This window comes from Shewanella sp. cp20 (genome assembly GCF_000832025.1).
In the GTDB taxonomy this organism is placed as follows: Bacteria; Pseudomonadota; Gammaproteobacteria; order Enterobacterales; family Shewanellaceae; genus Shewanella.
In genome coordinates this window covers 101,279-117,562 of sequence record NZ_JPII01000009.1, presented here as the reverse complement: position 1 = coordinate 117,562, position 16,284 = coordinate 101,279, and the positions used below count along the sequence as shown (strand labels likewise).

Below are 16,284 nucleotides of genomic sequence, written 5' to 3'. Positions count from 1 at the left end.
TTATTTTTGGCCGCCATATTGACGGGTCAAGACGTCCAGCTGGTTGTTACCGCCCACACGTAATACACTTTGCATCCTAAAGGTGGCACTATCAACCTTAGCACCCGCCTCTAACAGAAAATACTTACTCTTGAGGCTAAAACTCGATTCCAGGTTCTTTTGCTGACGCAGCCCAGAGATGGAGCCATTGGACCAGAAGTCTTCCATGCTGTCATAGCCGTCGCCAGGCCGCTGATTAATGATGCTCTCGGCCTCACCCACGCTGATCTTATTATCAAACATTCCCGCCAGCAGCGCCGCCTGCTCCACCTCTATGGTATTGACGTTCAACACCTGGCGATCATTACCTGGAATGACGCAGATATAGGGGGCCAACTTAAGGTAGACCTCCTGACTAAAGCCGATCACCGCCCGCAGCTCGCTGCGATGACTCATCAACGTGTTAGCGGCGCGATAGGGCACGGTACGCGACTCATAGTCGGCATCTTCGGCACCGAAGGGGCTGGCGACCGTGTCCTCATCGATATAATCTTTCAGCGTATGGGTCAGACGCTCGGCGGAGAAATCATCCATCCCCAGCGCAACCAGCAGCCCCTTAAACTGTATCGCCGCCAATGGCAGCTTAGGCTGGCCGTTTTCCACCTCTGTGGTCTCAATAGCCAGGGCGTTAAGATTAAAACAGGCCTGCAGGTCGCTGATTCGACCGCCTATCTCCCCCTGCTCTGCCGGAAATACCACATCGGCCTGAGCCCAATATTGTTGCCGATGCACCTTGCCATCATCGGCATCGTCTAAATCTTGCTTAAGCACCTTCTTGGCCAGCTCTTCGGCCGATATCGCATACCAATAGGCTTGATCATACTGCGCCAGGTTGATGGTACGACGCACAGATATCTGGTTGCGGCTATTGATGTTAGTGGCAATGATGGCGATCATCGCCACAATCAGTAAAACGACGATCAGCGCCACGCCACGCTGCTTTCCTGGCAGGTTATTCATCGCCATCTTCCTTGCCACCGGAGCCGCCACTGTTGTTGCCACCAGTATTGTTACCGCCCGAGTTATTACCGCCCGAGTTGTTGCCGTTATTGTTGCCGTTGTTATTGTTGCCGTTATTGTTGCCGTTGTTATTGTTGCCGTTATTGTTACCCGAATTATCTTTGGCAAGCGTTGCCCCTAGCGGTAGCAGGAACTTGCGCTGCACCTTGCCTAGGCCTTCCACCTCAACGGCCATGGCAATCGCCTTGGGCAGCCTGGTAGCGTCAAACTTACGCTCCCACTTGTCCTCGACATAGAAGGAATACTCCACCGAGAGGACGTTCTTAATCACCACAGTCTTGATCGGCTCGGCACCAAATTCCGGTTCGGGATAGGGAAAATACCAACGCTCCAGATTATTGTCCTGCACCACATAGGCCACAGATTGCAGACTGCCCCGCGGCAACAAGCCATCGGGATTCAGCCAGCCGATGCGATAAAAGACGATGGCCTCCGACTCGGAGTCGAACATATCTTTACCGGTTTGAATCACGGTCGAGCCCCGTCCGCCTTCCAACAGGCGTGGGGTGCGGGCCACCATCTGGCCAAAATCTCGCTCTAAAGCCCCGAATCCTTGTTGCAGCGACTTCAGCCGCTGGGCAAACTCGGCGGTGACCTCATCGTTTTTCATCACAGTGCTGAGCACGGCATTGGCCGCCAGACCCAACATGGCAAAGATGGCGATGGCGATCAGCATCTCCAGCAGGGTAAAACCGCGAGTAGTCTTATTCTTCTTTAAGGACATAGCTACTCACCTGGGCGATAACGCGTTGGTAGCGATCATCGTCACTGACACTGATGCGTATCATGCGAAAATTATCATCTGTGGTTTTCACCACCTCTTTGCGCCAATACCACTCTTTTCCCGCCAGCTCGACGCTGCCATCTTTACGGCCAAGGTCGGGGAACTTCTTCTCCAGGCGGGCATCTACCATCTGATTGCTGGCCACCCATTGGGCCAGGGTGCGCTCCTCGAGTATCGGCATATTGGCCATCTGCTCACCCAGACTCTTGGTAATGGAGACGGCGGCGATGGCAAACACCATGAGGGCAACGATCACCTCAAGCAGCGTCATACCGGCGCTGCGGCCCCTGGCCTTGATACTCAGGCCTAGCCTGGGCTTACTCATCGAATCCATCCTCTCTACCCAGGGTCAGACGCCCCAAGGCATCACCCACCACCAAGGCCTCTATCTCCTGGCCTCGCTCATCCTTACCGACGAAGGTCAGCTCGAAGGCGCTCATCTCGCCGCTGGGAAACAGCATCACCTGAGGCTCGGGAAACTTTTTCTTCTCATCTTCACTGCGCTCGATGAGCGGCTCATCGAACCAGGACTCATCATCTTCTTCATCTTCTTGGATTAAAGGCAAACCATCGAGCACCAGATGCATCTCGACCCCAGGTTCCATCTCTTTGGCCGCCAGCAGGCGATCTTGCTGCAGTGGCTTCCATTTGCCTTCATCGTAATAAACGAACTCATAGCGCTTCTCATCGATGACGATACCAATGAAATGACCGCTGAGTATGGTCTCATCCAACACCAGCTCGGTGGCGGCCATAAACTGGCGTGCCGTACGCTCCAATGCCTTATTTTGATCGGCGCCGCTGGTAGTATAAGTCACCGCGGCGGCAGCCAATCCCATCAGCAAGACGACCAGCAGGACCTCTAGCAGGGTAAAACCAAATTGGCGAACGCCACGCATAGACAGACTCGACCTAAGGCTTATTGGTAATCTTGCAGGTTCCAGTTACCGATATCGTCTTCGGTACCCGGCTGACCGTCAGGACCGGCACTGAAGATGTCGATCTTACCCTGCTCACCCGGGCTCAATAGCAGGTAATCGTTACGCCATGGATCCTGTGGCAGACGCTTCACGTAGCCATCGGCACGGTAGTTGCGTGGCTCGGGTGAGATAGTTGGCTTCTGTACCAGGGCTTCCAGTCCCTGCTCTGTCGTTGGGTAGACGCTGTTGTCCAGACGATACATGTCTAAGGCATTTTCCAGTGCAACAATGTCAGATACTGCCTTTTGGATGTCGGCTTTATCTTTGTTGCCCATAAGGTTAGGCACAACCATAGAAGCAAGGATCCCTAAGATAACGATAACCACCATGACTTCCAGTAGGGTAAAACCTTTTTGCTTGTTTCTTGCTTGCATTAATACTTCCTCTATAAAAAATACCCTAACGTCTGGAGTTAGGACGGCTGTTGGTAGTTAACGCTTGGACGTTAACCACTAATCATGTTGTTGAGTTCTAAGATCGGCTGCAGAATCGCCAAGACGATAAACAGGACCACGGCCGCCATGCTGACCACCAGCATAGGCTCGAACACCCCCAGGGCGATGTTGACATTAGACTCAAATTCTCTGTCTTGGTTGTCGGCGGCGCGCTCTAGCATCTGCTCAAGCTGACCGCTTTTTTCACCCGAGGTGATCATATAGAGCATCATAGGGGGAAAAAGTTTAGTATTGGCGAGCGCCGCGCCTAGACTCGTGCCTTCACGTACCCTGGCGGTGGCCTCCTCGACCGCCGCCCGCACCCTGACATTCATCAAGACCTCGCTGGCGATACGCATGGCATCGAGTAGCGGAACCGAACTGGCGGTCAGAATACTCAAGGTGCGCGCAAATCGCGCCGTATTAAGTCCCTTACTCACCCGTCCAACAACCGGCATCTTGAGTATTGCTGTGTCGAACTTCATCCGATTGGCCGCGCTGCGCAGCAGCTGCTTGGCACCGACCACCAGGACTATGATGATACCCATGACGATAAGGCCATAGTCGCGAACAAAATCCGATGAGGCGATCAAAAACTGTGTCGTCCAGGGCAGTTCCTGGCCCATATGCTCGAACTGACCCACCACCTGAGGCACCACGGCGGCCAGCAAGATGGCGATCACGCTGATGGCAACCAGCGTCAGCACTATGGGGTAGATCATCGCCTGAGTCATCTTGGTCTTTAGCTGCTGACGACGCTCGGTATAGTCGGCGAGACGGTTGAGCACTATCTCGAGATGGCCCGACTTCTCACCGGAAGCCACCATGGCGCGATAGAGATCGTCGAAGATATGAGGAAATTCCGCCATGGAGTCAGCCAGGCTGTAACCCTCGACCACGCGCGAGCGAACCGCCATCACCATGCTGGCGAGCCTGTCCTTCTCACACTGTTGGCCAACGGCCTTGAGCGCCTCTTCCACCGGCAAACCTGCGGCCACGAGAGTCGCTATCTGACGGGTGATCAGTGCCAGCTCGGCGACCGAGATTCCGCGCTTGAAGCTGAAACCACCGCTCTTCGCCTTGGCTTCCTTCTCGACCACAGGAGTGATCTCCAGCGGCATCAGACGCTGCTCACGCAGTTGTCCTCTGGCATGACGCGCCGTGTCGGCTTCGACAACCCCTTTCTGCTGTTTGCCCTGGGCGTTTAACGCCTTGTACTCAAATGCTGGCATGGCTACTCCTCGCGAGTGACGCGCAGCACTTCTTCCAGGGTTGTCACCCCGTCGAGGACTTTGATCATGCCGTCATGGCGAATACTAGGTACCGTCTTACGAATATGCTTCTCGATGGCCAGCTCGCCGCGTCCGGTATGGATAAGCTCACGAACATAGTCATCCACCAGCAGTAGCTCGTGGATACCGGTACGGCCACGGTAACCGTTGTGACCACAGGCAGCACAACCTGTCGCACGGTAGATGGTGCGCGGGTCGTCTTCGCTGATCCCCAGCAATTCTCGCTCACGCAAGTCTGGCGTGTGCTCCGTCTTACACTGAGGACACAGGGTGCGGATCAGACGCTGTGCCAGCACCCCCAGCAGACTCGAGGAGACTAGGAAGGGCTCAACCCCCATGTCTTGCAGACGGGTAATGGCGCCCGAGGCGGTATTGGTATGCAGGGTCGAGATCACCAGGTGACCTGTTAGCGAGGCCTGCACGGCGATCTGCGCCGTTTCAAGGTCACGGATCTCACCTATCATCACCACGTCAGGGTCTTGACGTAGAATGGCTCTCAGGCCACGGGCGAAGGTCATGTCGACCTTAGTATTCACCTGGGTCTGACCTATGCCAGGCAATTCATATTCGATCGGGTCTTCGACGGTCAAAATGTTGGTGTCGATGGCGTTGATCTCGGTAAGACCCGCGTACAGGGTAGTACTCTTACCCGAACCGGTAGGACCGGTCACCAAAATAATGCCGTGAGGCTTACGGATCAGCTCATCGAACTGCTCGCGTATGGTGTCAGTCATCCCCAGCTGTTTAAGGTCCAGATTTCCGGCGTTCTTATCCAGCAGACGCAGTACCACGCGTTCGCCATGGCTAGATGGCATGGTGGACACACGCACGTCGACCGCACGGCCGGCTATACGCAGCGAGATACGGCCATCTTGCGGCACACGCTTCTCGGCAATATCGAGACGCGCCATTACCTTAATACGCGAGACAAGTAGCGACGAGAGCTTACGATTCGGCTTGAGCACCTCTTTGAGCACACCGTCGACGCGGAAACGCACCACAAGCTGCTTCTCATAGGTCTCGATATGGATATCAGAAGCTTCCTCTTTGATCGCCTCGGACAAGAGCGCATTGATCAGCTTGATGATAGGCGCATCGTCGTCCCCCTCGAGCAGATCTTCTGTCTGGGGCAGCTCCTCGGCCAGAGTGAACAGATCCATCTCGTTGCCGATATCTTCCATCAGCTGCTGCGCCTCGGAAGAGTTGGCCTGATACACCTGGGTCAGCTTGGCCTCGAACACGTCTGACTCGAGTCGAGCCAATGCCAGTTCCTGGCCTGTGTAGCGACGCACCTCCAGCATCGCCTCTATCGGCGTGTTGGCGGTATGATACAGGGTGAGTCCCGCCTCGTCCTTGTCCAGCACCAACTCGAATCTGTGGGCGAAGGCGAAGGGCAGACGGTCACGACTACTTGAGTGAAATACCTCATCGGATTCGGCCTCCGAGGCTAGCCCGAGTTCACTCGTTACCTGGGCCAGTTCCTCGTTTTGTGCGGCTTGGATATCACTCATCTTGCTTATCTTGCTGCTTGTTTTCGTTGATCTGTTTCAGCGCAGGATCGGTTTCACGCATCTTGGTATCGAGTCCCTTGCGATCCTTGTAACGTTGCAGCACCTCATTCACTTCAGGCGGTAGGTACTCCTCCTGACTCCACTCTTCCAGGATAGGTACGCTGGTATTTGGCATCAGATTCACGCCACGCTCCTGCTGCTCTAGCTGCAGGGCGCGGAAGTAGTTGTATTTACGACCGGCTATACCTTCCATAGTCACACCATCACGAATGATGGTCGGCTTGATGAAGACCATAAGGTTTTTCTTCTTCTTACCGCTCGATGATGACTTGAACAGGTGACCCAAGATAGGGATATCGCCAAGGAAAGGTACCTTCTGCACGCTCTCCTGCACCTCTTCGTTGATCAGACCACCGAGTACGACGATCTGGCCCGAATCGGCCATCACCGTGGTGGTCAATCGGCGAGTAGCAAAGGTCACGTCCACACCCGTCTTACCATTGATACCTGAGACTTCCTGTTCGATGGTGAGCTTAACCGTGGTGCCTTCGTTGATCTGTGGCACGACTTTCAGCTTCACGCCCACTTCCTTACGCTCGACCGTCTGGAAGGGGTTACTGTTGCCGTTGCTGGAGTTCTGGCTACCTGTCAGCACAGGTACCTCGTCACCCACGATGAAGGAGGCTTCCTGATTATCCAGGGTGGTGATAGAAGGCGTTGCCAGTACGTTTGACTTGGTATCGCTGGAAACCGCCTGGATCAGGGCACCGAAGTCGCCCATGGCCACGCCCCACGCCATACCATTCACCTTGCCCAGCGCCTGCGCCAGTATGGTGATATCACCTTTCTTGGAAGGATTCTCGGTACAAGTACCGTTTTCGGTACAAACCTTAGTACCATCTTCTTCCTGAGCAGCCCAGATACCGGCACCGATCTCGCCGATTGTGGGACCTAAGTTATTAAACTGAGTGCCGCCACCAGACTCTGTGGCCCACTGCACACCAAAGCCGACATCGTCACCCTCGGCGACCTCGACGATAATGGCTTCTACCAGTACCTGTGCGCGGCGAATATCCAGCTGGTTGATGACACTCTCTAGCGTGCGCATCTGATCCGGTTCGGCGCTGAGCACCAGGGCGTTGGTGTCTGGGTGAGCCATGATGTTAATTTCGTTGCGGCGCTTGCTGCGACCGCCCTGGGACTGACCACCGTCCTGATCTTTGGCCAACTTCTCGGCGAAACCGGTCAGCACTTCTACCAGATCTTCTGCCTTGGCATAACGCAGGTAACGCACCTTGGTATTACCTGTGGTCGCCTGCTCGGCATCCAATTTCTTAATCAGGGCAACCACGCGCTGACGGCTCTTCTCGTCACCGCTGACGATCACCGCGTTGGTACGCTCGTCGGCAACCACTTTAGGCGCCTGACCCGGTAGCTGGGACTGGTTGGAGCTTGCGCGGTACAGGGTATCTATGATGCGCACCATCTCGCCGGCAGAGGCGTATTCCAACGGCACCACCTGCACCTCAGTATCACCCTGCTTGTCGACGCGGCGGACAATTTCCACCAGCTTGTTCACCACGGCTGCACGGCCGGAGATCATCAATACGTTTGACGGGTCGTAGTTAACCACGTTACCGCCACCCGCGTTGTCGTTGAGCTGACGCAGCAAAGGAGCAAGTTGTTTGGCCTCGGTGTTATAGAGGGCGACGATTCGGGTCACCATCTCATCGCCCAGGCCTGGAGTAGTGTCGTCGGCAACGCGGATCGCCGAGGTCTTGGCGTCTTTGTCCTTGATCACCTTGATGATGTTGTTGTCCATCTCGACCACGGCGTAGCCATAGACCTGCAACACATTAAGGAAGAATTGATAGTACTGCTCATCGTTGAGCAGATCATAACTGCGTACGTTGATTTTGCCGCGTACGGTAGGGTCGACGATGATAGTCCGGTTCAGGTTCTTACCAACTATGTTGATAAATTCCTGAATGTCAGTGCCCTTGAAATTAGCCGCGTATTGTTCCGACCACGCCACTTGTGGCGCTAACAGCGAGGCGCCCATCACGACGCTCGCGATAAGGTTGCGGCGTATTTTCTTGTTGTTCATTAATGACTTCCTCTAACCCTTTTTATTGCGGCAAACTAAACATGATCTCAACCAGCTGACCCTCTCTTTCGACCATCAGAGAAATTTCGGTCAATTCTGGCAACTGCGCCATCACTTCCAATGCTTGACTCATATCAGTCAGATCATAGCCGTTCATTGATTTTGCTAAATCGTTGGCCTTAAAGCCAGCCTGTTCAAATAATTGTCTGTCCTTGCCTGGGTTTAAGCGATACCCCTGCAGCTCGCCGCCGGCGTTAACGGGTGAAATCGCCAGGTAATCGGTGATCTTACTGGGATCTTCCAGCAGCGCGTCGCGCGACTCTTCCAGTTCTTTAGAGACTGCGCTGTTGTTGCGCTTGTCTATGGTGCGGACATCGCGAGAGGAACGTGCCTCTTGCAACAAGTTATTGGCTTCGCCCTGGGCCTCATACTTGAGGCCATCGAGCATCAGCGTCTCGTAACGACCAGTGTTAGAGATGATGATGCGATCGGCGTACACCTCTTTAAGCGAGGCAGAGGTACCCTGGATCTTGTCGCCCAGGCTATAGGTGTTCTGGCTACCACGGGACTCGATCACCGCAAGTCCATTCTGCTCGGCGGTCGAGGCCACCACGCCGGTCAACTGAATCGACAGCGAGGTCTTGGGTGCGTCGGTGATCTTCTCTTCCACCACTGGCTTAGGCTTATCCGAGTTGGGGTCGGCCTTACCGAAGAGGGCTAATGCTTGCAGCGTAGAGACATTCACCTGGGACGATGACTGACTGCTGGAGACAGGGGTCGCCTGCCATTTTTGTGGGGTTTCAGCGACGGGCACCAACTTCCATGTGATTTGCGCCAAAAGATAGATAGCGATAATCAAACCGAGCCAGAATACGGCCGAACTCAGAGGCTTCTGCGGCACGGCAGCGGCCTTAGATATTACTTTGTCTAATAAATCCATATTATTGTGGACCCTCTATGCAGGCCTCTAATCTGATTATGATAATTTCCTAGCTGTGGCTCATGCTAACCTACACAGCTATTCGCAACAAGCCCATAACAGTCTCTTTATTGGCCTATAGAGGCGATTTATGCTAACTTTACGCGCCTAAAAAGGGTGTGAGGTCTGTCGCTATCTCATCTGTTGGCTAACAACAAGTATGGACTATTTTTTCAGCCTGTGAGCTCGCACATCTTTATACACCGAAGGAGACCTGATCACCATGACCTCAGAGAAAGCGATTGGCGTTCGGCTCGACAAGTGGCTGTGGGCCGCCCGCTTCTATAAGACGCGAGCAATCGCCAAAGAGATGATCAACGGCGGTAAGGTCCATTACAATGGACAGCGCACTAAGTCGAGCAAGCTGGCGGAAGTCGACGCCGTGATTAGATTACGACAAGGATATGACGAAAAAGAGATCGTCATAAAAAAATTATCCGAACAGCGCCAGAAGGCGGTGGTCGCCCAAACATTATATGAAGAGACGCCAGAAAGCATAGCCAAACGCGAGACCTATGCCGAGGCAAGACGCTTGAATGTGCTTAACAATCCCGCGCCGGATACCAAGCCAGACAAGAAACAGCGTCGCCAACTAATACGCTTTAAAGAAAGCTAACTGTGAGACACAAATGAGTAAAGATATCTTAAACCGTTACCTATTCGACAACGCCGATGTGCGCGGACAAATCGTACAGCTAGAGAAGAGCTACCAAGAAATCTTGGCTGCCCACACCTACCCAGAGGCGATTGCACGTTTGCTGGGCGAGCTGATGGCGGCCACCTCTTTACTCACCGCCACACTGAAATTTGATGGTGACATCAGCGTACAGGTGCAGGGCAATGGCCCGGTATCGCTGGCGGTGATCAATGGCAACAACCTACAGCAGCTGCGCGGCGTCGCACGCTGGGAAGGCGAGGTCGCCCAAGACGCCAGCCTACAACAGCTCATGGGCCAGGGACACATGGTGATCACCCTGACTCCGAGCAACGGCGAGCGTTATCAAGGTGTCGTGGCACTGGAGAAGGAAACCCTGGCTGAGTGTCTGGAGCAATACTTCCTGCAGTCTGAGCAGCTGCCGACCGCCATCCGCCTGTTTGCCAACGGCAAGCAAGCCGCCGGCATGTTGCTCCAGGTCTTACCGGGCGAGAACGAGCATAACCAAGAGTTCGAACATCTCGAACAGCTGACCAGCACCATCAAGGCCGAGGAGCTGTTTGAGCTCGAGGCAACAGAAGTATTGCACCGTCTGTATCACCAGGAAGAGGTTCGCCTGTTCGATCCTATCGAGGTCACCTTCTCCTGTACCTGCTCCCGTGAGCGCAGCGGTCAGGCACTGAAAACCGTGGCGAAGGAAGAGCTGGACGCCATCCTGGCCGAACAGGGCAAGATCGAGATGGGCTGTGAGTACTGTAACTCCAGCTACAGCTTCGACTCCATCGATGTCGAAGCCCTATTTAAAAACGCGCCTAAGGCCGATACCCAGCAGTAAATCATCGGCTTATATTCACCTTTGAAAGAGGATGCCTGTGCGCATCCTCTTTTTTTCACGATTTTCGCGATCTTCCTCACACATTCAATTCCGCTTAAGTTACAATCGGGCCTCTGCAAATCATGCAGATAAAACAAAAACAAGCTGGCACAGACCGGCCAACCCTACTCGAATGATGGAGACCTTACAGATGGCGGATGGATCTAAGCAGACTCATAGAAATCCCTCTACGGCACAACTAGTTGAGTTTGCACTCGCACGCGGCGAAGGAGAGCTAACGGCGAATGGTGCATTAGTGGCAAAAACCGGCGAGCGTACCGGACGCTCACCCAACGACCGCTTTATCGTGAAAGAAGCAGGCAGCGAAAATGAAATCGATTGGGGTTCGGTCAACAAGCCGTTCGCCATGGATGCCTTTAACGCCCTATGGGATCGCGTTGCGACCTACCTGGCCGACAAGGAGACTTTTGTTTCTGAACTGGAAGTGGGTGCCGACCCTGAGCACTACCAACCTATTGAAGTAAAAACCGAGACCGCCTGGCATCAGCTTTTTGCCCGTAACCTGTTTATCGTGCCTGAGCAGTTTAACGTCGCCAACAAGCCCGTTTGGCAGATCATGAACGCCCCGGGTTTCGAGTGTGATCCAGCCCGTGATGGCACCAACTCTGACGCCACCGTCATCATCAACTTTGCCGATCGCAAGGTACTGCTGGCAGGCCTGAAGTATGCTGGCGAGATGAAGAAGTCTATGTTCTCAGTACAGAACTTCTTGCTACCCGCTAAAGGCGTGCTGCCAATGCACTGCTCGGCCAACGTCGGCAGCGAAGGTGACACCACACTATTCTTCGGCCTCTCAGGCACTGGCAAGACCACACTATCTGCAGACCCTAAGCGTTTCCTTATCGGCGACGATGAGCATGGCTGGGCACCAGGTGGCGTATTCAATATCGAAGGCGGCTGCTATGCCAAGTGTATCGATCTGAGCCAGAAGAATGAGCCAGTTATCTGGGACGCGATCCGTTTCGGTACCGTACTGGAAAACGTCACTCTGGATGAGCAACGCATTCCTGACTACAGCAACACTGAGCTAACCGAGAACAGCCGTGCGGCCTACCCACTGGAGCACATCGCTCAGCGTAAGGAAGAGAACCGCGGCGCCGAGCCAAATGCCGTAGTCTTCCTGACCTGTGACGTGTCTGGCGTACTGCCACCTGTGTCTAAGCTGAGCAAAGAACAGGCGGCCTATCACTTCCTCTCTGGCTACACCGCCAAGGTGGGATCGACCGAGATGGGTTCAACCTCTGCGATTCAGTCGACCTTCTCGACCTGTTTCGGCGCGCCATTCTTCCCACGTCCGGCTGGCGTATACGCCGAGCTGCTGATGAAGCGCATCGAGTCATTCGGTAGCCAGGTCTATCTGGTCAACACCGGCTGGACCGGCGGCCCACACGGCGTAGGTAAGCGTTTCGACATTCCAACGACCCGCGCCATCGTCGATGCCATCGTCAGCGGCGAGCTGAAGGATGTGGAAACCGTTCACATCGACAAGCTAAACCTGGACGTGCCTGTGGCGGTGTCTGGTGTCGATGCCAAGCTGCTTAACCCGGTTAACACCTGGGCAGATAAGGCAGAATACGACAAGTACGCCCAGCAGCTGGCAGAAGAGTTTGCCGCCAACTTCACTAAGTACGACGTGTCTGACGCCATCAAGCAGGCAGGCCCTAAGGCTTAAGCCCTGGTGCTAACCTCTTAGCGAAAAATGGCCCCTGGGGGCCATTTTTTATTGTCTAAATACCCTGAAAGTCTTGCACTTCTAACCTACCCGATCGGGTAATGGTAATTTAATCAAAGCTATAGATAATGTCCTTTCAGCCGTATTGGGCCTTGCTAAGTTATACCAATCGTAATAAATAGTTGATCATTCTAGCTTGTTAAAACGCTCGATAACTGCATTAATATTTTTAATTGTAGAATAACTACTTATCTAAAAATCTTGCTTTGTTCTCAAGCGTTTTTCCTGCGCTATTTCTGATCAAATACTTACTGTGATTGGTATTTCACCGCCCGGTCCCTTTCATTGTTAATATTTGTAAGGACACAAATATGCGTTTAACTCATCTTAGCTCTCTGCTGCTCGGTACCTGTCTGCTCAGTGCCTGCGGTGGCTCCAATAACGATTCAGACAATCCCACAGACGGCGGCACCCTGCCCCCCGCTAGCTTCGATCATCAAATCATCGGCACAGTGGTGTATCAAGGCGCTATAGCCGGCGCCGAGGTCTGTGTGGATTTCAACCAAAATGCCAGCTGTGAAACCAATGAGCCCAGTGGCATAGCAGATGCGGAGGGAAAGTATCAGATCGACTGGACCAGCAACGTCGAGATGCCCGTCTATGATCTGGTAGCCAACTGGCAGCAGGCCGCAGAAACCGCCACTAAACCGGCCCTTCTCAAGGCGGCATTTCGAATCGATGCCCTAAATACCCATGAGCAATCCGATAACACTCAGGCCGTCATCTCCATGGAGGGAGAAGGCAGGCTGGTCGCTCTACAGGAGCACGGGGGTGAGATCAATGCCCTGACCAACCTGGAATTTCAGCGTGTCGCCCGCATGCGCGCTGCCGGCACCACCTCACTGGAGATCGCCTCACAGCGTGCCCTGCTCGCCGCCATGGTGCTGACGATTTACGAGCGCCAAGGCAACCCCTATAAGCTGAGCGCAGAGCAATCCCTCACTCCTGAATTTATCGACACCTATCGACTGCATCGTCATCTTGAGGCGCTGATCGGCGAGCAGCTCAGCGATGTGCTGGCCGTCGATGACATCATGTCGATGACCCGAGACCAGCTAAGGAACCTGGTAGAAGAGAGCGGCATGAATACTCTGGACTACTTGAATGGCGACCCCATGGCGGTACGTTTCCTGGTGAACAACGCCCTGCTCGCCGCAGGCTATATCGAGACGCCAATCGATGAGAAGATCATGTCAGACGCCGATTGGCAGGTGATCAAGAACCATTTCTTTGAGGACGACCAGCTGCACAGCGACTTCACCCTGGCGCCCGCCAAACTGCACAGCGCCTTTACCCTCACCTATGGCACGCCCGATCTCACCTTCATAGGTTCAATCATCGAGGGCAAGGTCAATGGTCGGGTATTCGATTATCGCGAAGGAGAAAGCTCTGAGACGCCAGAGGCGTGTTGGAATCAGGAACTCGAACTTTGGGTCGGCGATGACGATAAAGCCTATCAGGCGCCTGAGATTCGCTACATAGACAACACTCTTCACACTGTATACAGCGGCACCTTTGTGCCCCTCACCGTCGAATTTACTAAATATTCGGGCAGTGGCGATGAGTGGCAGGGTGTCCTTAGCACCACCCCTCCCGCGCTGAAGTTGGGTGAGCTTAGCTGGCCGAGTCAGGTATATCGCTACCGCATCAAGCAGGCGGCCGACGTGATGTGCCGAGTACAGGATGAGTTCATCACCTGGCCCATGCCGAGTCACCAGGATGCTGAACAGCTGACCACGGCAGATGTCGCTCGCCTCTTCTGGCCTGCCTTCTACCCTGATGAAACTGTCATCGACGAAGAAAACAAGACCATCAAGGTCAACATCACAGGTCAGGTGGAGACCCATCAATGGTCGCTGATCACCGGCCCAAGCGATGAGCCTGTGCTACGCGTCAAGCAGATTGACCTGCCGGCAGCCTATGCCGACATGGTATCGGCCGATGACTATCTGATCCAGGGCGACAAGCTAATCGAGGTCAGCATCTATGAGGCCACCGACTATGTGAGTAAGTTCGGAGACTACCTCAACGTCAGCTTCGATGGTAATGAAGACAACTTCAACCAGCGCTTCCAGCAACACCTGGAGGCGATCGTCAAGGGACAACAGCCTTAAGCCCGATGAGCTAAGGCTTATTCAATAGCAAACCCCAACAGAGAGGATGGCAAATGCCATCCTCTTCGTTTTCCCCTCGCCATAGCACTTCATTTTTGCGCAAAAGCTCGGCTATCACGCGCCATGCTTGGGCTTTATACTCAGCGCAGGCCTGAATTCACAGACTCTTGCCCTCACCCGTGCTACGCTGCGCGCCTGCAAGACTATACTCATTTCAAGTTAACACTAATCACAGTAAGTAAGTGAGCAGAGATAGCGCAGGAAAAACGCTTGAGAACAAAGCAAGATTTTTAGATAAGTAGTTATTCTACAATCAAAAATACTAATGCAGTCATCGAGCGTTTTAACAAGCTAGGATAATCAGCTGTTTATTACGATTGGTATAATACAGACGACAGGGCGAGGCAAAGGTGAAAACCAAGACAAGTAGGCTTTTAGGTAATATCGGGGTGCAGGTGGTGATCGCCATGATTATCGGCGCCGCCGTCGGTTTTATCATGGGCGAACAGGCCAGCGTATTTGCGCCGCTAGGCACCATTTTCATCCATCTGATCAAGATGTTGGTTATCCCTCTGGTGTTGGTATCCATCATCTCCGGCGCCGCCAGCCTGGGCGACAGCCCCTCGGCGGGTAAGATAGGCATAGGCACCTTCGGCTTCTTCATCATCACCTCAGGGGTGGCGGTTGCCCTGGCGCTACTGCTGGGCAACCTGTTCCAGCCCGGTAACGGCGTCGATTTTACCGCCCACAGCGCCAGCGGCCTGATGAAGGTCACCGAAGAGCATGGCGCCCTGCCCGGCGTGATGGACACCTTCATCGGCATGATCCCCACCAATGTGTTCGAGTCACTCACCGGCGGCAATATCCTGCAAATTCTGGTCTTTAGCATCTTCTTCGGTATCGCCCTCACTAAGGTGAAGGGAGATGGCAGCAAGCCGATTCTGGCGGCGCTCAATACCATAGTCGACGCCTTCGTGTGGATGATCAACTGCGTCATGGTGATCGCCCCCATCGGCGTGTTTGGCCTGATGGCGGACTCGGTCGGTACCTTCGGCTTCGATGCCTTGGAAGTGGTATTCAAGCTGTTTGCCGTGTTTGTCTTCGGTATCTTGCTGTTCGGCTTCCTCTTCTTCCCGCTACTGATACAGCTGTTCTCCAATGTCAGCGCCAAGAAGTTTATCAGCGTGATGAAGAAGCCTCAGGTGATGGCGCTGTCTACCGCCTCCTCCATGGCGACCCTACCGGTGAACATGGAAACCTGTGAGGAGGAGCTGGGGGTCTCAAAACCCACCGCCTCCTTCGTGCTGCCGCTAGGCGCAACCATCAACATGAGTGGTAACGCCATCTACTACGGCCTGGTGGCGATTTTCTTCGCCCAAATGTATGGCATAGATCTCAGCCTGGGCGCCTATCTGGCGATCATCTTCACCTCGACCCTGGGCGCCATAGGCCAGGCAGGCGTACCCGGCCCCTCCTTCCTGGTGGTTGCCGTGCTGCTGGCCGCCGGCATCCCCATCGACGGGTTGCCGCTGCTGTTTGCCCTGGACAGGGTATTTGACATGATCCGCACCTCGCTCAACATCACGGGCGATGCCGCCTGTGCGGTGATCTTAGACAAATACACTCAAGCTAAGTAATGAGCTAATACGAGTGAAATAACAAGGAGATGGCCTCGAACGGTCATCTCCCTCATCTGTCCACCCAATGCCAATTCGCCACCTTAAAAGTCAAACAAACCAAAC

General features: G+C 54.1%; 14 protein-coding genes. 5 read left to right on the top strand and 9 right to left on the bottom strand.

Going from position 1 to position 16,284, the window contains the following annotated elements:
• The 9 genes from gspK to gspC all read right to left on the bottom strand — a co-directional run bounded on the left by gspK (position 1) and on the right by gspC (position 9,107).
• The gene (gene gspK / locus DB48_RS02860; protein WP_041508819.1) at positions 1-999 is read right to left on the bottom strand and encodes a type II secretion system minor pseudopilin GspK; all 999 of its coding nucleotides are present in this window, start codon (positions 997-999) and stop codon (positions 1-3) included.
• Positions 992-1,783, bottom strand: coding sequence for a type II secretion system minor pseudopilin GspJ (gspJ, locus tag DB48_RS02855; RefSeq protein ID WP_041508818.1), 792 nt, complete (start codon positions 1,781-1,783; stop codon positions 992-994). The genes gspK and gspJ overlap by 8 nt, the downstream gene beginning before the upstream one ends.
• Positions 1,764-2,168 (bottom strand): type II secretion system minor pseudopilin GspI, encoded by a 405-nt coding sequence (gene gspI / locus DB48_RS02850; RefSeq protein ID WP_052813634.1) that lies wholly within the window; start codon positions 2,166-2,168, stop codon positions 1,764-1,766. Before gspI ends, gspJ begins: the two co-directional genes overlap by 20 nt.
• A complete protein-coding gene (gene gspH, locus DB48_RS02845; RefSeq protein ID WP_041508817.1) occupies positions 2,161-2,742 on the bottom strand; it encodes a type II secretion system minor pseudopilin GspH in 582 nt (193 codons plus the stop codon). Before gspH ends, gspI begins: the two co-directional genes overlap by 8 nt.
• 20 nt (positions 2,743-2,762) lie before the next feature.
• Positions 2,763-3,197, bottom strand: coding sequence for a type II secretion system major pseudopilin GspG (gspG, locus tag DB48_RS02840; RefSeq protein ID WP_041508816.1), 435 nt, complete (start codon positions 3,195-3,197; stop codon positions 2,763-2,765).
• Between the two features lie 71 nt (positions 3,198-3,268).
• A complete protein-coding gene (gspF, locus tag DB48_RS02835; RefSeq protein ID WP_041508815.1) occupies positions 3,269-4,489 on the bottom strand; it encodes a type II secretion system inner membrane protein GspF in 1,221 nt (406 codons plus the stop codon).
• Between the two features lie 2 nt (positions 4,490-4,491).
• A complete protein-coding gene (gene gspE / locus DB48_RS02830; protein ID WP_041508814.1) occupies positions 4,492-6,060 on the bottom strand; it encodes a type II secretion system ATPase GspE in 1,569 nt (522 codons plus the stop codon).
• Positions 6,053-8,167 (bottom strand): type II secretion system secretin GspD, encoded by a 2,115-nt coding sequence (gene gspD, locus DB48_RS02825; protein WP_041508813.1) that lies wholly within the window; start codon positions 8,165-8,167, stop codon positions 6,053-6,055. The genes gspE and gspD overlap by 8 nt, the downstream gene beginning before the upstream one ends.
• A 22-nt stretch (positions 8,168-8,189) precedes the next feature.
• Entirely contained in the window at positions 8,190-9,107 is a 918-nt protein-coding gene (gene gspC / locus DB48_RS02820; RefSeq protein ID WP_041508812.1) for a type II secretion system protein GspC, read from the bottom strand.
• A 262-nt stretch (positions 9,108-9,369) separates the two neighbouring features.
• On the opposite strand from gspC, the gene hslR reads away from it, so the two are divergent.
• The 5 genes from hslR to DB48_RS02795 all read left to right on the top strand — a co-directional run bounded on the left by hslR (position 9,370) and on the right by DB48_RS02795 (position 16,179).
• Positions 9,370-9,762 carry a ribosome-associated heat shock protein Hsp15 gene (hslR, locus tag DB48_RS02815; RefSeq protein WP_041508811.1) on the top strand — a complete coding sequence of 131 codons (393 nt, stop codon included), beginning with the start codon at positions 9,370-9,372 and terminating at the stop codon, positions 9,760-9,762.
• A gap of 13 nt (positions 9,763-9,775) precedes the next feature.
• Positions 9,776-10,636, top strand: a complete 861-nt coding sequence (gene hslO / locus DB48_RS02810) for an Hsp33 family molecular chaperone HslO (RefSeq protein WP_041508810.1) — start codon at positions 9,776-9,778, stop codon at positions 10,634-10,636.
• A 190-nt stretch (positions 10,637-10,826) separates the two neighbouring features.
• Complete coding sequence (locus DB48_RS02805; RefSeq protein ID WP_041508809.1) at positions 10,827-12,368, top strand: phosphoenolpyruvate carboxykinase; 1,542 nt, start codon at positions 10,827-10,829, stop codon at positions 12,366-12,368.
• Between the two features lie 371 nt (positions 12,369-12,739).
• Positions 12,740-14,542: a hypothetical protein gene (locus DB48_RS02800; protein ID WP_052813633.1), complete on the top strand. Its 1,803-nt coding sequence runs from the start codon at positions 12,740-12,742 to the stop codon at positions 14,540-14,542.
• Positions 14,543-14,952: 410 nt separating this feature from the next.
• Positions 14,953-16,179 carry a dicarboxylate/amino acid:cation symporter gene (locus tag DB48_RS02795; RefSeq protein ID WP_041508808.1) on the top strand — a complete coding sequence of 409 codons (1,227 nt, stop codon included), beginning with the start codon at positions 14,953-14,955 and terminating at the stop codon, positions 16,177-16,179.
• The last annotated feature ends 105 nt before the right edge of the window (positions 16,180-16,284 follow it).

Excerpts from the sequence above, each read along its gene's own strand:
- gspK (WP_041508819.1), bottom strand. The coding sequence starts at position 999 with ATGAATAACCTGCCAGGAAAGCAGCGTGGCGTGGCGCTGATCGTCGTT.
- gspJ (WP_041508818.1), bottom strand. The coding sequence starts at position 1,783 with ATGTCCTTAAAGAAGAATAAGACTACTCGCGGTTTTACCCTGCTGGAG.
- gspI (WP_052813634.1), bottom strand. The coding sequence starts at position 2,168 with ATGAGTAAGCCCAGGCTAGGCCTGAGTATCAAGGCCAGGGGCCGCAGC.
- gspH (WP_041508817.1), bottom strand. The coding sequence starts at position 2,742 with ATGCGTGGCGTTCGCCAATTTGGTTTTACCCTGCTAGAGGTCCTGCTG.
- gspG (WP_041508816.1), bottom strand. The coding sequence starts at position 3,197 with ATGCAAGCAAGAAACAAGCAAAAAGGTTTTACCCTACTGGAAGTCATG.
- gspF (WP_041508815.1), bottom strand. The coding sequence starts at position 4,489 with ATGCCAGCATTTGAGTACAAGGCGTTAAACGCCCAGGGCAAACAGCAG.
- gspE (WP_041508814.1), bottom strand. The coding sequence starts at position 6,060 with ATGAGTGATATCCAAGCCGCACAAAACGAGGAACTGGCCCAGGTAACG.
- gspD (WP_041508813.1), bottom strand. The coding sequence starts at position 8,167 with ATGAACAACAAGAAAATACGCCGCAACCTTATCGCGAGCGTCGTGATG.
- gspC (WP_041508812.1), bottom strand. The coding sequence starts at position 9,107 with ATGGATTTATTAGACAAAGTAATATCTAAGGCCGCTGCCGTGCCGCAG.
- hslR (WP_041508811.1), top strand. The coding sequence starts at position 9,370 with ATGACCTCAGAGAAAGCGATTGGCGTTCGGCTCGACAAGTGGCTGTGG.
- hslO (WP_041508810.1), top strand. The coding sequence starts at position 9,776 with ATGAGTAAAGATATCTTAAACCGTTACCTATTCGACAACGCCGATGTG.
- DB48_RS02805 (WP_041508809.1), top strand. The coding sequence starts at position 10,827 with ATGGCGGATGGATCTAAGCAGACTCATAGAAATCCCTCTACGGCACAA.
- DB48_RS02800 (WP_052813633.1), top strand. The coding sequence starts at position 12,740 with ATGCGTTTAACTCATCTTAGCTCTCTGCTGCTCGGTACCTGTCTGCTC.